General features: G+C 56.7%; 19 protein-coding genes. 12 read left to right on the forward strand and 7 right to left on the reverse strand.

Going from position 1 to position 17,214, the window contains the following annotated elements; genetic code table 11:
* Window positions 1–318: 318 nt before the first annotated feature.
* From ACSQ87_RS24805 to ACSQ87_RS24820, 4 genes are all read left to right on the forward strand, one after another.
* Window positions 319–582: a DUF2790 domain-containing protein gene (locus tag ACSQ87_RS24805; RefSeq protein ID WP_150657172.1), complete on the forward strand. Its 264-nt coding sequence runs from the start codon at window positions 319–321 to the stop codon at window positions 580–582.
* Between the two features lie 190 nt (window positions 583–772).
* A complete protein-coding gene (locus ACSQ87_RS24810) occupies window positions 773–1,048 on the forward strand; it encodes a hypothetical protein (RefSeq protein ID WP_046045455.1) in 276 nt (91 codons plus the stop codon).
* 517 nt (window positions 1,049–1,565) lie between these two features.
* A complete protein-coding gene (locus tag ACSQ87_RS24815; RefSeq protein ID WP_008034875.1) occupies window positions 1,566–2,816 on the forward strand; it encodes a ribonucleotide-diphosphate reductase subunit beta in 1,251 nt (416 codons plus the stop codon).
* 417 nt (window positions 2,817–3,233) lie between these two features.
* Window positions 3,234–3,767 carry a BRO-N domain-containing protein gene (locus ACSQ87_RS24820; protein ID WP_436274582.1) on the forward strand — a complete coding sequence of 178 codons (534 nt, stop codon included), beginning with the start codon at window positions 3,234–3,236 and terminating at the stop codon, window positions 3,765–3,767.
* 177 nt (window positions 3,768–3,944) lie between these two features.
* Here ACSQ87_RS24820 and ACSQ87_RS24825 read toward each other — a convergent pair whose 3' ends face one another.
* Window positions 3,945–5,042, reverse strand: coding sequence for an HNH endonuclease (locus ACSQ87_RS24825; RefSeq protein WP_436274583.1), 1,098 nt, complete (start codon window positions 5,040–5,042; stop codon window positions 3,945–3,947).
* Between the two features lie 358 nt (window positions 5,043–5,400).
* Between ACSQ87_RS24825 and ACSQ87_RS24830 the strand changes: the two genes are divergently transcribed.
* Complete coding sequence (locus ACSQ87_RS24830; RefSeq protein ID WP_436274584.1) at window positions 5,401–6,387, forward strand: hypothetical protein; 987 nt, start codon at window positions 5,401–5,403, stop codon at window positions 6,385–6,387.
* 30 nt (window positions 6,388–6,417) lie between these two features.
* Here ACSQ87_RS24830 and ACSQ87_RS24835 read toward each other — a convergent pair whose 3' ends face one another.
* The gene (locus tag ACSQ87_RS24835; protein ID WP_436274585.1) at window positions 6,418–7,113 is read right to left on the reverse strand and encodes a DUF6933 domain-containing protein; all 696 of its coding nucleotides are present in this window, start codon (window positions 7,111–7,113) and stop codon (window positions 6,418–6,420) included.
* 74 nt (window positions 7,114–7,187) lie between these two features.
* Window positions 7,188–8,003, reverse strand: coding sequence for a sulfite exporter TauE/SafE family protein (locus ACSQ87_RS24840; protein WP_436274586.1), 816 nt, complete (start codon window positions 8,001–8,003; stop codon window positions 7,188–7,190).
* 109 nt (window positions 8,004–8,112) lie between these two features.
* Between ACSQ87_RS24840 and ACSQ87_RS24845 the strand changes: the two genes are divergently transcribed.
* Window positions 8,113–8,880 carry an AraC family transcriptional regulator gene (locus tag ACSQ87_RS24845; RefSeq protein WP_223431863.1) on the forward strand — a complete coding sequence of 256 codons (768 nt, stop codon included), beginning with the start codon at window positions 8,113–8,115 and terminating at the stop codon, window positions 8,878–8,880.
* A gap of 41 nt (window positions 8,881–8,921) precedes the next feature.
* Here the strand turns inward: ACSQ87_RS24845 and bglX are convergent, their stop codons facing one another.
* Window positions 8,922–11,132, reverse strand: a complete 2,211-nt coding sequence (gene bglX / locus ACSQ87_RS24850) for a beta-glucosidase BglX (RefSeq protein ID WP_436275114.1) — start codon at window positions 11,130–11,132, stop codon at window positions 8,922–8,924.
* 340 nt (window positions 11,133–11,472) lie between these two features.
* On the opposite strand from bglX, the gene ACSQ87_RS24855 reads away from it, so the two are divergent.
* Window positions 11,473–11,790 (forward strand): helix-turn-helix transcriptional regulator, encoded by a 318-nt coding sequence (locus ACSQ87_RS24855; RefSeq protein WP_046045462.1) that lies wholly within the window; start codon window positions 11,473–11,475, stop codon window positions 11,788–11,790.
* Between the two features lie 11 nt (window positions 11,791–11,801).
* Window positions 11,802–12,062, forward strand: a complete 261-nt coding sequence (locus ACSQ87_RS24860; RefSeq protein WP_223431861.1) for an XRE family transcriptional regulator — start codon at window positions 11,802–11,804, stop codon at window positions 12,060–12,062.
* A gap of 51 nt (window positions 12,063–12,113) precedes the next feature.
* On the opposite strand, the gene ACSQ87_RS24865 is transcribed toward ACSQ87_RS24860, so the two are convergent.
* Window positions 12,114–13,172 carry an MBL fold metallo-hydrolase gene (locus ACSQ87_RS24865; protein ID WP_436274587.1) on the reverse strand — a complete coding sequence of 353 codons (1,059 nt, stop codon included), beginning with the start codon at window positions 13,170–13,172 and terminating at the stop codon, window positions 12,114–12,116.
* 213 nt (window positions 13,173–13,385) lie between these two features.
* On the opposite strand from ACSQ87_RS24865, the gene ACSQ87_RS24870 reads away from it, so the two are divergent.
* On the forward strand, window positions 13,386–13,994 hold the full coding sequence (locus ACSQ87_RS24870) for a TetR/AcrR family transcriptional regulator (protein ID WP_223431859.1): 609 nt from the start codon (window positions 13,386–13,388) through the stop codon (window positions 13,992–13,994).
* A 139-nt stretch (window positions 13,995–14,133) separates the two neighbouring features.
* A complete protein-coding gene (locus ACSQ87_RS24875) occupies window positions 14,134–14,673 on the forward strand; it encodes a DUF1003 domain-containing protein (RefSeq protein ID WP_223431858.1) in 540 nt (179 codons plus the stop codon).
* Between the two features lie 7 nt (window positions 14,674–14,680).
* On the opposite strand, the gene ACSQ87_RS24880 is transcribed toward ACSQ87_RS24875, so the two are convergent.
* Window positions 14,681–15,622 (reverse strand): LysR family transcriptional regulator, encoded by a 942-nt coding sequence (locus tag ACSQ87_RS24880; RefSeq protein WP_436274588.1) that lies wholly within the window; start codon window positions 15,620–15,622, stop codon window positions 14,681–14,683.
* 15 nt (window positions 15,623–15,637) lie between these two features.
* Between ACSQ87_RS24880 and ACSQ87_RS24885 the strand changes: the two genes are divergently transcribed.
* Both ACSQ87_RS24885 and ACSQ87_RS24890 read left to right on the forward strand, forming a co-directional pair.
* Entirely contained in the window at window positions 15,638–16,345 is a 708-nt protein-coding gene (locus tag ACSQ87_RS24885; RefSeq protein WP_436274589.1) for a CTP synthase C-terminal region-related (seleno)protein, read from the forward strand.
* On the forward strand, window positions 16,342–16,665 hold the full coding sequence (locus tag ACSQ87_RS24890; RefSeq protein WP_436274590.1) for an antibiotic biosynthesis monooxygenase family protein: 324 nt from the start codon (window positions 16,342–16,344) through the stop codon (window positions 16,663–16,665). Before ACSQ87_RS24885 ends, ACSQ87_RS24890 begins: the two co-directional genes overlap by 4 nt.
* A 125-nt stretch (window positions 16,666–16,790) precedes the next feature.
* On the opposite strand, the gene ACSQ87_RS24895 is transcribed toward ACSQ87_RS24890, so the two are convergent.
* On the reverse strand, window positions 16,791–17,117 hold the full coding sequence (locus tag ACSQ87_RS24895) for a DUF2025 family protein (protein WP_150657195.1): 327 nt from the start codon (window positions 17,115–17,117) through the stop codon (window positions 16,791–16,793).
* Between the last annotated feature and the right edge of the window lie 97 nt (window positions 17,118–17,214).

Here is a 17,214-nt window from a genome sequence, read left to right on the forward strand (position 1 = left end):
CAAAATGTGGCTATACCCCGCCGAGGCGCTCAAGGCCGTTGATTTCAGGGGCTTTGGGCATTTATGACATTGGCTTCATCAGCGAGCCAAAGGTCGCTTTCCGGGGATTGTTACAGGATCTGCCAATAGTGTTTATCAAAAGCACGCCTATATGAATGTAAACCCCACGCCTAAAATCAGCCTCGCCAACCAGGCAACGTGATTAACCAAGTTGCAGCCCCCACGAAGGCAGTTAATCCAAAACCTAGTACTTAAGTTCTACACGCAACCCCAAAAAGGTTGCGTGACCCCATTCGACCTCTAAAAGGTAAATCTGAAATGAAAGCTTTATTAGTTCTGGCCCTCAGCAGCCTGTGCGCAACCGCCATGGCAGACGAGGTCCCGACTGATGTCGCGCAGCAGCAACCCGCCATCGAGGAATACACTTACTCCACTCACCTGGACATCGCCAAAGTTGTATCGATGAGCGAAATCCCGAATGTGTGTGAAGTTGTTCCGGCGAAAATGGAATACGACGACTCTAAAGGCCAACGCCACATTCTTCGTTACAGCGTCATGGGTAACGGCTGCTCCAACGGCTAATCACCCGCTCTCACCCTTCCAAGATTTGACCCACCCGCCCGCTATTTAAGGCAGATGAAGCGCCGAACCTTATATATCGACTTTTTCGATTATTTTAAGCGTTTATTTGCGCTTTTTAATCAAATTAGCTGGCCTTAGTATGAATTCCACACCCAAGGCACAAAACGCCAACGAACCTGGAGCCACTACCATGAAAACCAAACTGATCCTCGCCCTGACCCTCTCTGTCCTGGCCGCTAACACCTTCGCCGCTGACGGCTACGACCGCACTGGCTCGGCTGCTTACACCACTGAAGCGGCTGTCGCTTCTGACGGTTACGACCATACCGGTTCGGCGTCTTTCGCCTCCGATGGCTCCGATCACACGGGCGCTGCCAAACTCGCTTCTGACGGTTTTGATCACACCGGCGCTGCCAAAGTGGCTGCTGATGGCGCCGATCATGTGGGTGCCGCTCGCCTCAGCTGATCATCAAGGGCGACTTTACAGCCCGGCTCCGGCCGGGCTTAGTTGTGTCTGGGGCCTTCGAAAAGCGACTCAAAACACAACATGTAGTGAAAAACGCAGTTTTTTGGCTGTTTTTTGAACAAAAAAATGGCTAGCCAAAATTTATGAAAAAAAATCTTCACTCCCGACATCCAGCCAAAGCCCTATAAACCCTCGCTCCGACCGAAAAACCCTCCTTCTCGACCGCTCCATGCGCGGATTCGCCCCACCACGGCCGCAAAAATTTCCCTATAATGCCGCCTTAACGGGCCTGCAATATTCCCTTACAGGGATAACAGCCAGTCTGAAGCCCACGCCGAAGTCTTCACCGATTTCTGCGCCCGTCAGAGGCTCTCGGAACCCCGTACAAAATTATGTTTATTTGCCTGCGTGTACCGCTGCAAAAAACGCTATCCAACGCGGCCAGTACGGCCGTGTGAAAAACCAACCTATCAGTTTTCACACGGGCATCTGGCCCTCACGCAGGAGACGACACGTCATGCTGAGCTGGGACGAATTCGACAAAGAAGACAGCGGTGAAACCGTTGTAAAAGGCGCCAACGCTGGGCACGCAACTGAAGCCAACATGGACCGCCTCGACACCGCTGGTGGCGTCGCGGCTCAAGAAGCCCGCGCTGTAACCGCGTCCGACTCCGCCGCAATCGCCCGTGCAAAAGCTGCCCTGGACAACCTCGACATCGCCGAAGGCCTCGCCGAACTCGAAGGCGCCTCCGCCCGTGTGGCTGTCGACGAAAAGCGCATGATCAACTGCCGCGCCGACCTTAACCAACTCGTACCATTCAAGTACGACTGGGCCTGGCAGAAGTACCTGGACGGTTGCGCAAACCACTGGATGCCGCAAGAAGTCAACATGACCGCCGACATCGCCCTCTGGAAAGACCCGGAAGGCCTGACCGACGACGAGCGCCGCATCGTGATGCGCAACCTCGGCTTCTTCTCCACCGCCGACTCCCTGGTTGCCAACAACCTGGTGCTGGCCGTGTACCGCCTGATCACCAACCCGGAATGCCGCCAGTACATCCTGCGCCAGGCGTTCGAAGAGGCGATCCACACCCACGCCTACCAGTACTGCATCGAATCGTTGGCCATGGATGAAGGCGAGATCTTCAACATGTACCACGAGATCCCATCGGTCGCGAAAAAAGCCACCTGGGGCCTGAAATACACCCGTTCGATCTCCGATCCGAAGTTCGAAACCGGCACCGTCGAAACCGACAAAGAGTTGCTGCGCAACCTGATCGCCTACTACTGCGTTCTGGAAGGCATCTTCTTCTACTGCGGCTTCACCCAGATCCTCTCCATGGGCCGCCGCAACAAAATGACCGGCGTCGCCGAGCAGTTCCAATACATCCTGCGCGACGAATCCATGCACCTGAACTTCGGCATCGACGTGATCAACCAGATCAAAATCGAAAACCCACACTTGTGGGATGCTGAAATGAAGGAAGAAGCTTCGCAGATGATTCTGCAAGGCACTCAACTGGAGATCGAATACGCTCGCGACACCATGCCTCGCGGCGTGCTGGGCATGAACGCGGCGATGATGGAGGATTATCTGAAGTTCATCGCTAATCGTCGTTTGTCGCAGATCGGTTTGAAAGAAGAGTATCCAGGGACGACTAACCCGTTCCCTTGGATGAGCGAGATTATGGACTTGAAGAAAGAGAAGAATTTCTTTGAGACGCGGGTTATTGAGTATCAGACTGGTGGGGCGTTGAGCTGGGATTGACTCCTGAGCTCGCCGCGATTTGACGATTGCAATCTGAATCGACAAATCGAAAAGCAAAAGCCCCGATCTGATCGGGGCTTTTTTATTGGGGAATGAAAATCCTTTTTTCCACCCCTACGCTACGACGCTAAAACTCCTACAGCACTTACAGCTCCGTCCGCATTGATGCCCTGTCAAAGCACCTCTAAGCTCCATTGCAGGTGCCTAAGAAACGCCCAACGTAGAAAGCTTGGCCAATCATTCAGATCCGCAATCACTTTTAGGTGATTTATCGTTCGGGTGTGTGATGGCTTTGCTCGTTGGGATTTCTTAAGTCCACTCTACGTTGGGTTCAGGCCCTCCAAAATCTAAACGTAGAGGTAATGAATATGCCTAAACATGATCGACCCCACACTCTCGAAACTCTGGAGATCAGCTATGTCTGATCCCTTTTCGGTAATGGCCTTCTCCCGTCACAACCTTGTCCTCCACGCCCTTCTCCTGGAAAACCAAGCTTGGTTCTGCGCCCGCGATTTTGGTCGATTGATGGGTTTTCATCTGAGTGATCGGGTGGTCAATAAACTCGACGAAGATCAACGGCACACGTTACTGATCGACTACCACGGCCAACCGGAAAAGCGGCTGATGCTCAGCGAATCAGGCGTATATGCGTTGCTGGTCTATCACTACGCGCCGGGGAATCGGCTGTTGCGCGAGTGGCTGACTCATCAAGTAGTGCCAGCCTTGCGCGACGCGGGGCAGTCGAAGAATGCGGATCGGCCAATGTTGAGTTTGTTGGATTGGCCGGAGATGTCGTTGTGTCTGTTGCATTGGCAGGATGAAGGCTGGATACGGCTGCGGGACATGCCTTATCTATTGCTGAATCGAACGCGAAGGCGCGTTCCAGCGGTTAAGCCTTGGTGGCGTAAGGTCTTGGAGGCGTTTCACTCTTCGAAGCATTCGGTCGGTTAGACCTTTTAGGATCGACAGAAAGAAGCGTCGCAGTTCTCTGTAGGTATTTTCGTAGACAGGCCACTCAGTATCCTCCGAGGGATTTTCAACCCTCGGAGATGTTATGAGCGTAAAGAAGAAAGAAAGCGACGGGAGCGCTCTTGAGATTAGGGCCAATTGCCTTGGCACACCGCTCAATCAGCGCTCAATTACTTCCAACCGCTGCTTCAGCCTTTCATTCACCAAAGCCCCGTGCACTCCAGAATGAATTTCCCGATGGCAACTTGGGCATACAGCCCCCACATAGCGTGGATGATCTAACCCACCATCTGAGAGCCGGTTGACGTGATGGGGCTCTAGGTAGGGAGTGCCATCCTTTTTCATAAAAGGAGCCGGCCTCTCACAGCTCTCGCATGCACCCTCGGCGCGCATCAGCACATAGTGAGCAACCTTACGGCTGCGCTGATAGATCTTACGAGGAGCAGATTGCCCTAACTCATCACTGCCAGGTTTGCATGCAGCCAGCGCAGCCAACCGCGCAGTAGCCAGAGAGCCGGGAAGGTCAGCCTTATCCTCATCCTCTTCTTCAAGCTCAATCATTCCACTAGGAACACCCACAGGGACTAGCCGGAAAACAATCGCCGTCCGAGCCTGGCCGTTCACATCCGGCTGGGTTCGCTGAAACATGTCGGCGCAAGAAAACTCGCCCACGTATGTGTAGCCATTACCTTTGCCGCGGGACTTAAACAAGTGCAGCGCTCGGCCATCCTCGGCATGCTCAGCAATGGCCCGGTTGCCTCGGATCAAAGTCATCGGTCCGCTTTGTCCTTCACCGGTATACAGATAGGCGCCGTTGTCCCAATCGTCGGTATACCCGTATTGCGCACCACTATCGCCAGTGAACAAAAATATCGCAGGGTAGGTAGCGGACGGTGCAATGCCGTGTTGCAGGCTCCCTCCGAACAGTCCATTGATCTCAGTTTTTCGGTCGTAAACAGCCCCCGGCGTGAACTGCAATACAGGTTCGCTCGCCCCACGCGGTAACTCCACAATAGTGAAGCCTCGCTTTTCTAGGTAACTGTTGGTCGGGTGCCCACCAGAGAATTCTCCTACGGCAATGCCTGTAGCCAAAGAGACAATTTTCTTCGCCGGATACAGTTCACCGCCCTCGTGAACGGCGTAACGGTGAGCTAGGTTATTTTCCCAGCTCTGCCACTCGCGCTTACTCCTAAATTTACGATCAAACTCCAGCAACGCTTTGTCTATTCGTTCCTTCGAAACCGCTTTGATCACCACTAGCGCTGCCCTTTATCGACAATTGCCGTAGGAAAATTCCTACCACCACCAAAGTACCAAAGGGTTTCAATACGTAACAGGGCGAATAGCCACTATTTCCAGAGTTGGCCACGCTAGCTGAAGCCTGAGAGTTTCGATAGGCGTGGCGAGTCTGCTCTTCGCGGCGTGCCGTGGAAGGTTGTGAATGATGGTGCGTAGAACAGATATTCAGTGGTGCTCTCCGGTTTTTCGCGAGCAAGCTCGCTCCTACAGGTCCGGTGGATGGCTGCGGGTTTTGTGGGAATTTGAAAACAGTCAGTGCAACTCACCCCACCTCCCGCTATTAATACCCTTCCCCACTCAAGGACCCGAGCCCACCATGAAATTCGACCTCGCCTACTGCCTCAGCCTCGACGACAAGCTGTCGATCTACGACGTGCGCGATTTGAATTTCGACGAGATCATGGATTTCGACTCCGCCAAGGAACACTTCCAATGTCCCAATGACGCATGCAGGGCGGCATTCGATGCGGCGAATGTGTTGACGACGTTCAACGCCAAAAACGTGAATTACGTGCGCACCCCGCACTTCAAGAACACGCCCAGCACCCGCCATGTCGCGGATTGTCCTTATGTCAGTCTCAAGGCGTCGGCGTCAGGTGTGGACGCGGACGGTGCGGAAACGGATGACAGTCGCGAGGAGCATTTCCCGTCGGAGTTGTTGCTGACTCGACGTGAGTATGTGCGTAAGCCGTCGAACCCGGCGGTGGCGGCGGATGTGATGCGGGATGATCCGAAACCGCCCTCAGCGGCCAGCGACGTCGAACACCCGAGCCGCGAAACGGCACCGGACAAGACCAGTGTTTTCGCCCACCCGGTGGAGTGTTTTGTGTCGAACTTCGAGGACAAGGAGTTGCTCAAGCGCATGCCGCTGAAGATTGGCGAGCACACGGCGCCCTACAGTTCTTTCTTCAAGAAGATTGAGTTTCTGCTGGACAACAAGGGGCTGATTTACTGGGGCAAGATCAAGGAGATCAAGGATTACACGCAGAGTTTTCGCATCGATTTCGAACAGAAGGTCTGGTTCAAGCAAGCGGACGAGGCGAAGAAGAAGCCTTACTCGGTCAACGTTTACCTGAGCAAAAAGTTGATCGACAACTACCGCAAGCGCAAAGCGTTTCTGGAAGAGATCAAGCACGCCAGCGAGAGCGGGAAAGAGTTGTATTGCTTCTTTTATGGTGTGACGCCGGAGTTGAAGCAGGTGCCGAGCAAGAAAAACCCCGAGCAGACGTTCGGGGTGTTCAGTGCGAATATTGAAAACCTGGATCACTTCATCATTCGTGAGGCGCCGGGGTTCAAAGGTTAAAGGACCGGGTCACGGCGTTATTGCGACGACTCATTGCGCTTCGAGATCAAGCTGCCTTACGACCGCCCGAATCTCCCGTTTCGCTACCTTGTGCCGCTCACGGGCTGCTTGAATGCCAGGCTCATCAAGGCCGCCGTAATGGCTTAACCAGTGAACGATCATTTCCTCATCCGGGTAGAAGTAATCCTTGTGTTCTTTACCGCCTCTCAGGTAGTTGTTCATGTCGGAATCGAAGCGACCTGTCGAGAACTCGTCAGGGGGTAAAGAACCTCGTTCGGCAGCACATCCCTCAAACACCCAGGCGATGTCATTGATGTGTTTCTGCGCACCGCGATGTCCGCGTTTGTAAAACACGTACTCGCGACAACTCTCTTGGAATCGCTCCGCTATCAGTTCGTTGTTGAACCAACGAAGTATGTCGTGTTGCCCCGCATGCTGAATCACGCCGTTTATCCATCGCTCGGAAAAACGTTGAACGAAACCGTCGATATCCGCTTTTTTCGCGTCCGCAAAAATCATGCAGTAACGAGTTTTTACGTGAATGACGTACAACACATGCTTGCGTTGAACAGTGACGGCGTGAACCAGCCACTGTTCGGCTGACTCATCAGGCACATCATCTTCAATGACAGACGATGGCGGTTTTTCCACCGGGGTGATTTTTTTACCCTTGTGCACGCGGCTGAAGAAGTTACTTGCCGCTTCGGTGCAATTGAAGATCCACATCCATCGTTCTCTTATAAAGGGCTGGTGATAGCCATTTTCAGTCGTGTCGCACGATCTCTTCAACCCATTCAAGCTTACTTGACCCACATACCAAGCAGCACCAAAACCAGCAAACCGATATACACCCGCGCATGGGTTCGGTCCGGTATCCGCCCGATCCACGGCGTGGCCAACCGAATCCCCACCAGCGACCCCACCGTCAACACCGCAAACGCCAGCAGATCCACATAACCGACAAACCACGGCCCAAGATCAAACTCGGTGAAACCGGCCATGGCCATGTAAGTCAGCGTCCCGGCCAGCGCCACTGGCAAACTGAGCGGATTGGCCATGGACGTCGCCTGAGACATGCTCAGCCCGCAACGCCGCAACAACGGCACGGTCATGACGCTGCCGCCTACGCCGAGAAACGTGGCGATGGTGCCGATTCCTACGCCCCCACCAGACACTTCTGTCCTTCCCAATCGCCGTGGGATGGCGGTGTCGGACGCTGTAAGAAAGCCGCGTCGCAACAGGCAATCCGCAATGGTCACGCCCAGGTACGCGATGAAGGCATAGCGAATCACCTCGCCACTTGCCCACATCGCCGCTACGGCGCCGATTACCGCGCCCACGCCGATAAACCCGCCCAACGGCCACAGGTAATGTCGGATGAGATTACCGGCGCGTCGGTGTTTTCCGGTGGCGATCGTCGCGTTGACGATCATCACGCAGGTCGAGGTTGCCACAGCAATGTGCATCGCCGATTGGCCGACGGGGTCGTCTGTGCCGTGGCTGGTCATGAGCATGCGGTAGAGCAATGGCACGACGACGAAGCCGCCGCCGAAGCCGAACAGCACCGCGGTGATGCCGGTCATGCAGCCGAAGAGTGCCAGCAGGAGATAGAACATGGGAGTCGTCCGTTGTTGAGAACGGTCGACGATAGAGCGATGCGCCTTGGCCTGCTTCAGCAAGTCAGCCAATAATGTTCGCGTTTACGCCAATCGCTGGGGCTGCTCGATGCGCAATGTTTCGATTGATCTGCTGGACCACACGCCACGGCCGGTGGTGGCCATCGGTACGGATTATTCCCACGGCCATTTGTTGCCTCGTCATACACATCGGCGGGCGCAATTGCTGTACGGCGCCACCGGGGTAATGCAGGTCAGTACGCTCGACGGCAGTTGGGTGGTGCCGCCTCAGCGGGCGGTGTGGATTCCGCCGGGGGTGGTGCATGAAGTGCTGATGATGGGGGTGAGCACGCGCAGTGTGTATATCGAGCCGGGTGCGGTGGATCTGGGGGATCGCTGCCAGGTGATCAGCGTTTCGCCGTTGATGCGGCATTTGCTGATGGAGGCGGTGGAGATCCCGCTGGCGTATGACGAGCGCGGGCGCGACGGTACGCTGATCGGCTTGCTGCTGCATGAGCTGGCGCGCAGCACTCACCTGCCGTTGCACATTCCCCTGCCCGTCGATGCGCGGTTGCTCGCGTTGTGCCAGGGCTTTGTGCAGCGGCCCGACGCTCACCAGTCGCCACAGCAATGGGCCGATCAGTTGCATATCAGTCTGCGCACCTTCAATCGCCTGTTCCGCCAACAGACGGGTCTGAGTTTCAGCCAATGGCGACAGCGGGCTTGCGTGGTGCTGGCTCTGGCGCGGCTGGTGGTGGGCGAACCGGTGACGCGGATTGCCCTGGATTTTGGCTATGACAGCCCGGCGGCGTTCTCGACCATGTTCCGCCGCGCACTGGGGCAGGCACCGTCTGTCTGGCTGGAGGGGGCGAAGTAGTTAGCCCAAAAAGAGAGGCCACTGCCGCTAATGCCTCGGCCTTACAGCAACTCAAAACTCTGCGCCTTCACATCCTGAGAATCCAGACCGATCTGCACCTGGAACTCGCCCGGCTCGGCGGCGTACTCCAACTGGGTGTTGAAGAACTTCAGGTCGTTCTCATCAATGCTGAAGTGGACTGCTTTCTCCTCTCCGGCCTTTAGCATGATTTTTTGAAAGTTCTTCAGTTCTTTGACCGGACGGGCGACGGAGCCAACGACATCGCGGATATACAGCTGAACCACCGTTTCGCCGTCGCGCTGGCCGATGTTCTTCACCATGACGCTGGCGACGAGGTTGTCGGTTTTGTTCAGTGTGGTCGAGGACAGGGCCATGTCGGTCAGGCTGAAATCGGTATAGCTCAGCCCATAGCCGAAGGGATAAAGCGGACCATAGGATTGATCGAAATATTGCGACGTGTAGTTGCGAAGCGCACCCACGATGTAGGGGCGACCGGTGTTCAAGTGGCTGTAGTAATTGGGGATCTGCCCCACGGAGCGTGGAAAGGTGATGGGTAACTTGCCGGACGGGTTGTAGTCACCGAACAACACATCGGCAACGGCATTGCCTCCCTCGGAGCCGCTGTACCAGGTTTCCAGAATCGCATCGGCCTGTTTCTGCTCCTTGCCGATGGACAGCGGCCGGCCGTTCATCAATACCAGTACCAGCGGCTTGCCGGTGGCTTTCAGGGCGGTGATCAATTCGCTCTGGCGCCCCGGCAGATCGAGGCTGGTTCGACTGGCCGCTTCATGGGACATGCTGCGGGGCTCGCCCACCACGGCAATCACCACATCAGCTTGCTGTGCAGCTTTGACCGCTTCGTCAATCATTTCTGCTGCCGGACGAGGGTCGTTCGCGATTTCGGACACTCCCTGGTATTCCAGGTATTTAACAACCTCCTGATCCTCCTCGAGATTTGCGCCTCGGGCATAGATCAGCGAGCCCTGATCCATCGCGCTTTTCAGCCCGTCGTAGATCGTCACTGATTGCGAGGCCACGCCACTTGCGGACCAACTGCCCATGATGTCGACGGTACTTTTTGCCAGCGGGCCTATGAGCGCGATCGCGCCCTCTTTTTTTAGCGGCAAGAGTCCGTTTTCATTCTTCAGCAGCACCAATGTCTTGCGTGCCACCTCACGGGCCTGCGTTCTGTGCAGACGGTATTCGGCGTTGTTATCAGCGGGGTCTTCACTGGCAATGCCGATGCGCCGGTAAGGGTCTTCGAACAGCCCCATGTCGTACTTGGCCCCCAGCACTTCGCGTACTGCATTATCAATATTGCTCTGGGAAATAGAGCCTGACTCAAGCAGCCCCGATAGCTCCGGCCCATAGGAGAAATCGTTCATGCTCATATCAACGCCAGCCCTGATCGCGAGCCTGGCCGCTTCGCGGGGATTCTTCGCAACACCATGCTGAACCAGATCGTTTATCCCGTTATGGTCGCTGATGACCAGCCCCTTGAAGCCCCATGCCTTGCGAAGCAGGTCTTGCATCAACCAGGCATTGGAAGCGGCTGGCACGCCATTTATCGAGTTAAGCGCCACCATCATCGCCCCCGCGCCACCCTCAATCGCCGAACGATAAGGTGGCAGGTAGTCCTGGTACATTCTGGCCAGGCCCATGTCGACGCTGTTGTAGTCGCGTCCACCCTCGACAGCCCCATACAAGGCAAAGTGTTTGGCGCTGGCCATGATGCTGTCGGGTGCATTCGGGCTTGCGCCCTGATAAGCCTGAACCATCGCTTTGGCAATGCGCGAAACCAGATAGGTGTCTTCGCCGAAGCCTTCGGAGGTGCGCCCCCAGCGAGGATCCCGGGCAATATCTATCATCGGGGCGAAGGTCAAATCGATACCGTCGGCACTCGCTTCTTTCGCCGCTGTTCGACCGCTCAACTCGATAGCGCCGATATCCCAGCTGGAGGCCAACGCCAGGCCAATGGGAAAAATGGTTCGATGGCCGTGTATGACGTCCCAGCCGAAAAACATCGGTATTTTCAAACGGCTTTGTTGAGCCGCGTCTTGCATGGGTCGGTTGACGTAGCGGCTCACAGAGCCGTACGTACCACCGATTCGCCCGGCGGCGATTTCTTCTCGTATCTTTTCGGGCGTCATCTTTTCATCAATGGCGATCAGCCGCAGTTGGCCGATTTTTTCCTCCAGGGTCATTTGATTTATCAGGTTGCTGACAAAGGCCTCTTTGCTTAACGATGCCATATCAGCCACGACGGGCAGACTTGTAAAACCGATCAGGGCACATAGCAGACGTAGTCTTTTCATGATTCCCTTCCCCGCGTAACGCTGTGACGCACTGCGTCATAAACGCCACTTTCCTTGTATTGAAAATCAGAAAGCTGACGTTCAATCATTGCTGCTGACGGGAGTTGAAAGCTCATTGAGCGTTCAGGAGCCCGCATAGAAATAGCGTAGTCGCTCCCACGCGCCTGCCTGAGAGGGAAAATAGAACCGATCAAAAAATGAGTTTGATTCGGGCTCAAAACAACTGTACAAAAACACAGTATTTTTTGAATCAGCACTCTTGAGCCCGGAGAACACCATGGCCTCTCATGCGATGAAAATCACCCTGGAACGTATCGCCCTTTTCCAGTTCACCCCCGCGCATAGCGTTCAGGCCCGAGCGATGCTGGGCTGGAGTGTGGAGGAACTGTCTCGGGAATCCGGGGTTTCGGTGGACGCTATTCAGCGATTTGAGGATGAACGCGACGTGCTGGATGTTACGCGGCTGGCGTTGGCATATCGGTTTGAATCGGAGGGGTTGGTGTTCTTCCCGGGGTTTGCGCCGGGTCGAGGGATGAATGTGAAAGGGTCTACGCCTGACCCGGTGGGGCGGGCGGATTATGCGATGGTTGAGTGAGGTGTCAGCGAATGAGTGAAGTCAATGGAAGCGACAGCTGTGTTTATGAGGCGCTAGGGTATCCCGATGCGGGTGAGATGCGGGCCAAATCTGAATACGTTATGAAGATTGGCATATTTCTCGAAACCGGTCGGCTGAGTAAGACTGAGGCGGCACAAAAGCTCGGACTGTCTCAGGAGGAGCTGAATGAAATGCTCCGCGGAAAATTTCGCGATTTGACCGTGGCAAAGATCTCGGAATATCTAAACCTGCTACAGGATGAACGCCGCTAGTTTAGTTGTGACATTCGGGCCGCTCCCTGGGGTCGGCCCGGCGGCACGTTATCAAGCGTTCTGAGGCTCCACCTGATCGCCAACGTTTTCCATCTCCGACCACCAGGCTCCACCCCGCTGCGGATACATCACATTGAACGCCTGACCCATCTGCGGCGTGGTAATCGAAACATTCCGCTCCCAAGCCAACGCCAGAATGCGGTCGAAGGGCTCGAACCAGGCGTGCATCGACAAATCGAAGGTGCCGTTGTGAATCGGCAACAACCACCGGCCTTTAAGGTCGATGTGCGCTTGCAGGGTCTGCTCCGGCTGCATGTGCACATGCGGCCACTCGACGTTGTAGGCACCGGTTTCCATGAGTGTCAGATCGAACGGGCCGTATTGCTCACCGATGCGTTTGAAGCCGTCGAAATAACCGCTGTCGCCGCTGAAGAAGATTCGCGTGTCACCGTCGATCATCACCCACGAGGCCCACAGCGTGCTGTTGCCATCAAACAGACCTCGACCGGAAAAATGCTGCGAAGGTGTGGCGATGAACTGAATACCGTCGATCTCAGTACCTTGCCACCAGTCCAGTTGTCGGACTTTGCTGGCGTCGATGCCCCACTTGATCAAGGTGTCGCCCACGCCCAGCGGCGTGAGGAAGTACTTGGCCTTGTCCGCCAGTTTGAGCACCGCTTGATAATCGAGGTGGTCGTAGTGATCGTGGGACAGGATCACCGCTTCGATCGGCGGCAACTCTTCAAGGCTGATCGGTGGCTGGTGAAAACGCTTGGGGCCGGCCCATTGCACGGGTGAGGCGCGCTCGGCGAAGACCGGGTCGGTGATCCAGAATTTGTCCCGCAGTTTCAGCAGTACGGTGGAATGGCCGAGGCGGTAAACGCTGTGGTTGGGGGCGGCGATCAACGCTGCCTGAGTCAGGGTTTGCACCGGGACAGGCGCCGTCGGCCGGGTGTTACGCGGTTTGTGGAAGATCATGTTCCACATGATGCGCACCATTTTGCGAAAGCCTTCGCGTTGCACGGGCGCATGGTTTCGGAAGAGCCCTTCTGCCTGACGGGATGCTTCAGGCGTGGAGGCGTTGTCCGCAGGGGAAGTTGAAGTGGCCATGACTGAATGACTCCAGGAAAACCACCTGATTCGCAGTTTTCCGCTTGGGACGATAAATGGCCAAGGCACGCACGCATCAGCCGGAGATCTAGTGTTCACTGCGCAGGATTAACAAAACATTACACTGCACAGTGTAGTTTCTAGGTTGCATCAAACCCGATCACAAGTAAACTGCCAAGTGTAATTCTCACTACTTCCTGCCGAAGCGTACTTATGACAGCTCCACAGCGCCTCACCGACCGAAAACGCGAAGCCATCATTCAAGCGGCGATTGCCGAATTCCGTGCCAACGGTTTCGACATCACCAGCATGGACAAGATCGCCGCCACCGCCGGCGTGTCGAAGCGCACGGTGTACAACCACTTCCCCAGCAAGGAAGAGTTGTTCGCCGAAATCCTCAATCAATTGTGGGCGCGGGTGACGTCAGAACAGGAAACGCCCTACCACCCTGAACTGCCGCTGCGCGATCAGATGCGCCGGATGTTGATGGCGAAATTGCAGATGCTGGGCGATGACAATTTTCTCGACCTTGCGCGAGTGGCCATCGCCGCCACCATCCATTCCCCCGAGCGCGCCCAGAATATGGTCGCCCGAATGGGGGAGCGCGAAGAAGGCCTGACCGTGTGGATCCGCGCCGCTCAGGCTGATGGCCGTTTGAAACCGGTCGCCCCCGAATTCGCTGCACAACAGATTCAGGGAATGCTCAAATCCTTTGCGTTCTGGCCACAGATTTCCATGGGCCTGCCCGGCCTGTCAGCCGAGATGCAGACCACGGTGGTGGAGTCGGCGCTGGACATGTTTCTGGCCTGCTATCAGCTCTAAATCGAGTTGCAATAAATGACAATGTCCGCCGCTTTAGCAGTAAGCGGTAGCTCGGAATAAAACGCCGCAATGTGTTTCAGAATGAAACTGGCGCTGGGTCTATAGTGAGCCTCAGTCCCAGCGCCATGCAGAGAGCACCATGACCACCACGACTTCCGACACTCAACCCGCCCTCCCCGTCGACCATCTGCGTTTTCATCGCGCCCATGCACACTTGGCGCCTACCTTTGGCAACGACAAGTTTGCCCTGCGCGCCGAGGCCTTCGCGCGGTTCTTCGGCACGCCGACCTTTCTCGGCGCGCAGACGCTGATCGTGGTGTTATGGGTTTGCCTCAATCTGTTCGGCGTGGCGCACTTCGATCTCTATCCGTTCATCCTGCTCAACCTGGCGTTCAGCCTGCAATCGGCGTATGCCGCGCCGTTGATTCTGCTGGCCCAGACCCGTCAGGCGGCGCGGGATAAAGCCCAGTCCGACGCCGACGCCCTGCACCGCGAATCCCTGGCCGTCGCCAACAGTGAACGTCAGGCGCAAGCGGCGCAGAACACCGCGCAACTGCTGGAGTTGCTCGAACAAAACACCCGGCTCACCGAAATGACCAAGGCTCTCACCGAACGCATCGAAAGCCTGACCTCGGAAATGCATCAGCACTTCGTGCGCAAGGATCAGCCGAAGATTTAGCGCTCGGTCAAGGCAATCGAAGCGCCCGCCCCAACTCATCGAACAACGTCACCACCGAGCGCAAGGCGCGGCAGTCCGGGCGGGTCAGCAACCAGAGCGCCGTGTCATAACCGTGTAGCGGCTCGCTCAACGGTTGCAGGCCCTCACCGATGAGGAAGTCCGGCAATGCCGCGACACCGAGCCCGGCCCGCACCAGCTCAGTCACCGACAACATGCTGTTGCAGCGATAACCCGGTGTGACACCGGGCAACTGCTGACGGCGCCACGCGACGGTGGGGTGATCGGGGAGGAAGTCGTCCGGGGCAATCCAGGTCAGCGAAGCCAAGTCTTCGGAATCGACCGATTTCAGATACGCCTCGCTGGCACAGACTCGATAGGAAACCTGGGCCAATCGCCGCCCCACCAAGTGCTCGGGCGGTGTGCGGGTCAGGCGCAAGGCGATATCGGCATCCCGGCGACTGAGGTTGGCGAAGTCGTTGGACGTACTCAACTCGATGGTCAGCGCCGGGTAGGACGGCATGAACTGTGCCAGCGCCGGCAACAGCAAACCCTGCAAGACCGAATCGGTGCAGGTCAGGCGCACCGTGCCGCTGATGACTTCACCGCCCTGCTCCACGCCAATGCGCGCTGCCTCCAGCGCCTGTTCGGCCCGCTCAGCCTGCTCGGCCAGGGTTTGCGCCAAGGTGGTGGGCAAGTAGCCGGTGCGGCTTTTTTCGAACAGTTGCTGGCCCAGCGCAGCTTCCAGTCGGCGCACGGCGCGAAATACGGTCGAGACGTCGACCTTCAATAGCGTCGATGCCCGGGCCAGAGAGCCGCCGCGCACCAGCGCGAGGATCAGGGACAGGTCGGGGTAGTCCAGTCGATAGTGCGTCGGTGCATTGATCAATTGGGATAACGCCAATATTGAGTGCGTGAACGCCAATCTATAGTGGGTGCCAGGAATCAACAAGCGTGGAGCGCACTCATGGAAACCCGCCCAATCCGCATCGCCCTGATCGGCGATTACGATCCGCAAGTCACCGCTCACCAAGCCATCCCCATCGCCCTCGGCATGGCCGCCGAACAGGCGGGCACAGACGTGCAGTTCCAGTGGTTGGCCACCGACCGCATCAGCGCCGATACGCCATTGGCTGGCTTCGACGGTTTCTGGTGCGTGCCCGCCAGCCCTTACCGCGATAGGGACGGTGCGTTGCGGGCGATTCGTTTTGCCCGTGAACAGCAGCGACCCTTCCTTGGCACCTGTGGCGGTTTTCAACACGCCGTACTCGAATACGCCCGACATGTTCTGGGCTGGGACGATGCCGAACATGGCGAGACATCGCCGGATACGGCGCGAGCGCTGCTCACACCACTGGCCTGTTCGCTGGTGGAGGCCGTCGACAGCATTCATCTGGTGGAAGGCTCGTTGATCGCCCAGGCGTACGAAAGCGCTGAGATTGTCGAAGGATATCGCTGCCGCTACGGCGTTAATCCAGCGTTCGAACGTGAGTTGTTGAGCCAACAGCTGTGCGCCGTTGGACACGACTCAACCGGCGACTTGCGGGCGGTGGAACTCAAAGCTCATCCGTTCTTCGTCGCGACGCTGTTCCAACCTGAACGCGCAGCGCTCAAGGGCAAGCTGCCGCCGCTGGTCCGTGCGTTGATCGCAGCCTGCAAGAGGCAGAAGTCATGATCGCCAAGACTCCGCCACCACCTTACTACGCGGTGATTTTTACCTCCCTGCGCACCGACGGTGATCACGGTTACGAGCAGGCCGCCACGCGCATGGTCGAACTGGCCCGTGAGCAACCCGGTTTCCTGAGTGTGGAATCGGCTCGGGGTGAAGACGGGCTCGGGATTACGGTGTCCTACTGGGCCAGCGAAGCGGCGATCCTGGCGTGGAAACATCATCCCGAGCACAGTGAAATTCGCGAGCGTGGGCGGTCGACCTGGTATTCGTCTTGCCATACGCGGGTGTGCAAGGTTGAGCGGGCGTATGAGTTCAAGCAGTAAATGATGCGGCGTTCTTCAGGCCGCCTTCGCGAGCAAGCCCGCTCCCACATTGGTCTTGTGATCGACACATAACTAATGTGGGAGCGGGCTTGCTCGCGAAGAGGCCCGCACAGTCACCGCAAAACTCAGCTCTGCACCAGACTGCGAACCGCCGAAATCTCCGGCACGTCCCGCCGATTCATATACACCCGCAACGGCTCGGTGATGTTGATCCGGTCATCGATGTTCTGATCCAGCAACAACTGAATCAACTCACGCTTGAGCGTCATGGCCTGCGCGGAACCTGGGGCCCAGACGAATTCGCTGGTGGGAATAATGCCGTCATCCGCCACGTCCATGCCGAAGGAGTCTTCGCTGAAACGAACAATGTACTGGCCGGTCTTGCGATTGAGGCCGACGAAGCCTTTGAGTTGGTCGGCGGCCTGGCAGATGAGCTCGGAAGTGATGCGCATGATAAACCTCACAAAAGGTCGTTAAGGACCGGTGATCGATGGTTTACACGCAGGACAAGCGAATGGGCGTTCCCTCTGCCGGGGTAACTGCCGGGGC

Source organism: Pseudomonas sp. LjRoot277 (assembly GCF_964253845.1).
Classification (GTDB): domain Bacteria; phylum Pseudomonadota; class Gammaproteobacteria; order Pseudomonadales; family Pseudomonadaceae; genus Aquipseudomonas.

What these genes read in the sequence shown, in the direction of transcription:
- ACSQ87_RS24830 (WP_436274584.1), top strand. Translation starts at nt 5,401, where the DNA reads ATGAAATTCGACCTCGCCTACTGCCTCAGCCTCGACGACAAGCTGTCG.
- ACSQ87_RS24805 (WP_150657172.1), top strand. Translation starts at nt 319, where the DNA reads ATGAAAGCTTTATTAGTTCTGGCCCTCAGCAGCCTGTGCGCAACCGCC.
- ACSQ87_RS24865 (WP_436274587.1), bottom strand. Translation starts at nt 13,172, where the DNA reads ATGGCCACTTCAACTTCCCCTGCGGACAACGCCTCCACGCCTGAAGCA.
- ACSQ87_RS24815 (WP_008034875.1), top strand. Translation starts at nt 1,566, where the DNA reads ATGCTGAGCTGGGACGAATTCGACAAAGAAGACAGCGGTGAAACCGTT.
- ACSQ87_RS24870 (WP_223431859.1), top strand. Translation starts at nt 13,386, where the DNA reads ATGACAGCTCCACAGCGCCTCACCGACCGAAAACGCGAAGCCATCATT.
- ACSQ87_RS24855 (WP_046045462.1), top strand. Translation starts at nt 11,473, where the DNA reads ATGGCCTCTCATGCGATGAAAATCACCCTGGAACGTATCGCCCTTTTC.
- ACSQ87_RS24885 (WP_436274589.1), top strand. Translation starts at nt 15,638, where the DNA reads ATGGAAACCCGCCCAATCCGCATCGCCCTGATCGGCGATTACGATCCG.
- ACSQ87_RS24890 (WP_436274590.1), top strand. Translation starts at nt 16,342, where the DNA reads ATGATCGCCAAGACTCCGCCACCACCTTACTACGCGGTGATTTTTACC.
- ACSQ87_RS24845 (WP_223431863.1), top strand. Translation starts at nt 8,113, where the DNA reads ATGCGCAATGTTTCGATTGATCTGCTGGACCACACGCCACGGCCGGTG.
- ACSQ87_RS24860 (WP_223431861.1), top strand. Translation starts at nt 11,802, where the DNA reads ATGAGTGAAGTCAATGGAAGCGACAGCTGTGTTTATGAGGCGCTAGGG.
- ACSQ87_RS24875 (WP_223431858.1), top strand. Translation starts at nt 14,134, where the DNA reads ATGACCACCACGACTTCCGACACTCAACCCGCCCTCCCCGTCGACCAT.
- bglX (WP_436275114.1), bottom strand. Translation starts at nt 11,132, where the DNA reads ATGGCATCGTTAAGCAAAGAGGCCTTTGTCAGCAACCTGATAAATCAA.
- ACSQ87_RS24840 (WP_436274586.1), bottom strand. Translation starts at nt 8,003, where the DNA reads ATGTTCTATCTCCTGCTGGCACTCTTCGGCTGCATGACCGGCATCACC.
- ACSQ87_RS24810 (WP_046045455.1), top strand. Translation starts at nt 773, where the DNA reads ATGAAAACCAAACTGATCCTCGCCCTGACCCTCTCTGTCCTGGCCGCT.
- ACSQ87_RS24895 (WP_150657195.1), bottom strand. Translation starts at nt 17,117, where the DNA reads ATGCGCATCACTTCCGAGCTCATCTGCCAGGCCGCCGACCAACTCAAA.
- ACSQ87_RS24820 (WP_436274582.1), top strand. Translation starts at nt 3,234, where the DNA reads ATGTCTGATCCCTTTTCGGTAATGGCCTTCTCCCGTCACAACCTTGTC.
- ACSQ87_RS24835 (WP_436274585.1), bottom strand. Translation starts at nt 7,113, where the DNA reads ATGTGGATCTTCAATTGCACCGAAGCGGCAAGTAACTTCTTCAGCCGC.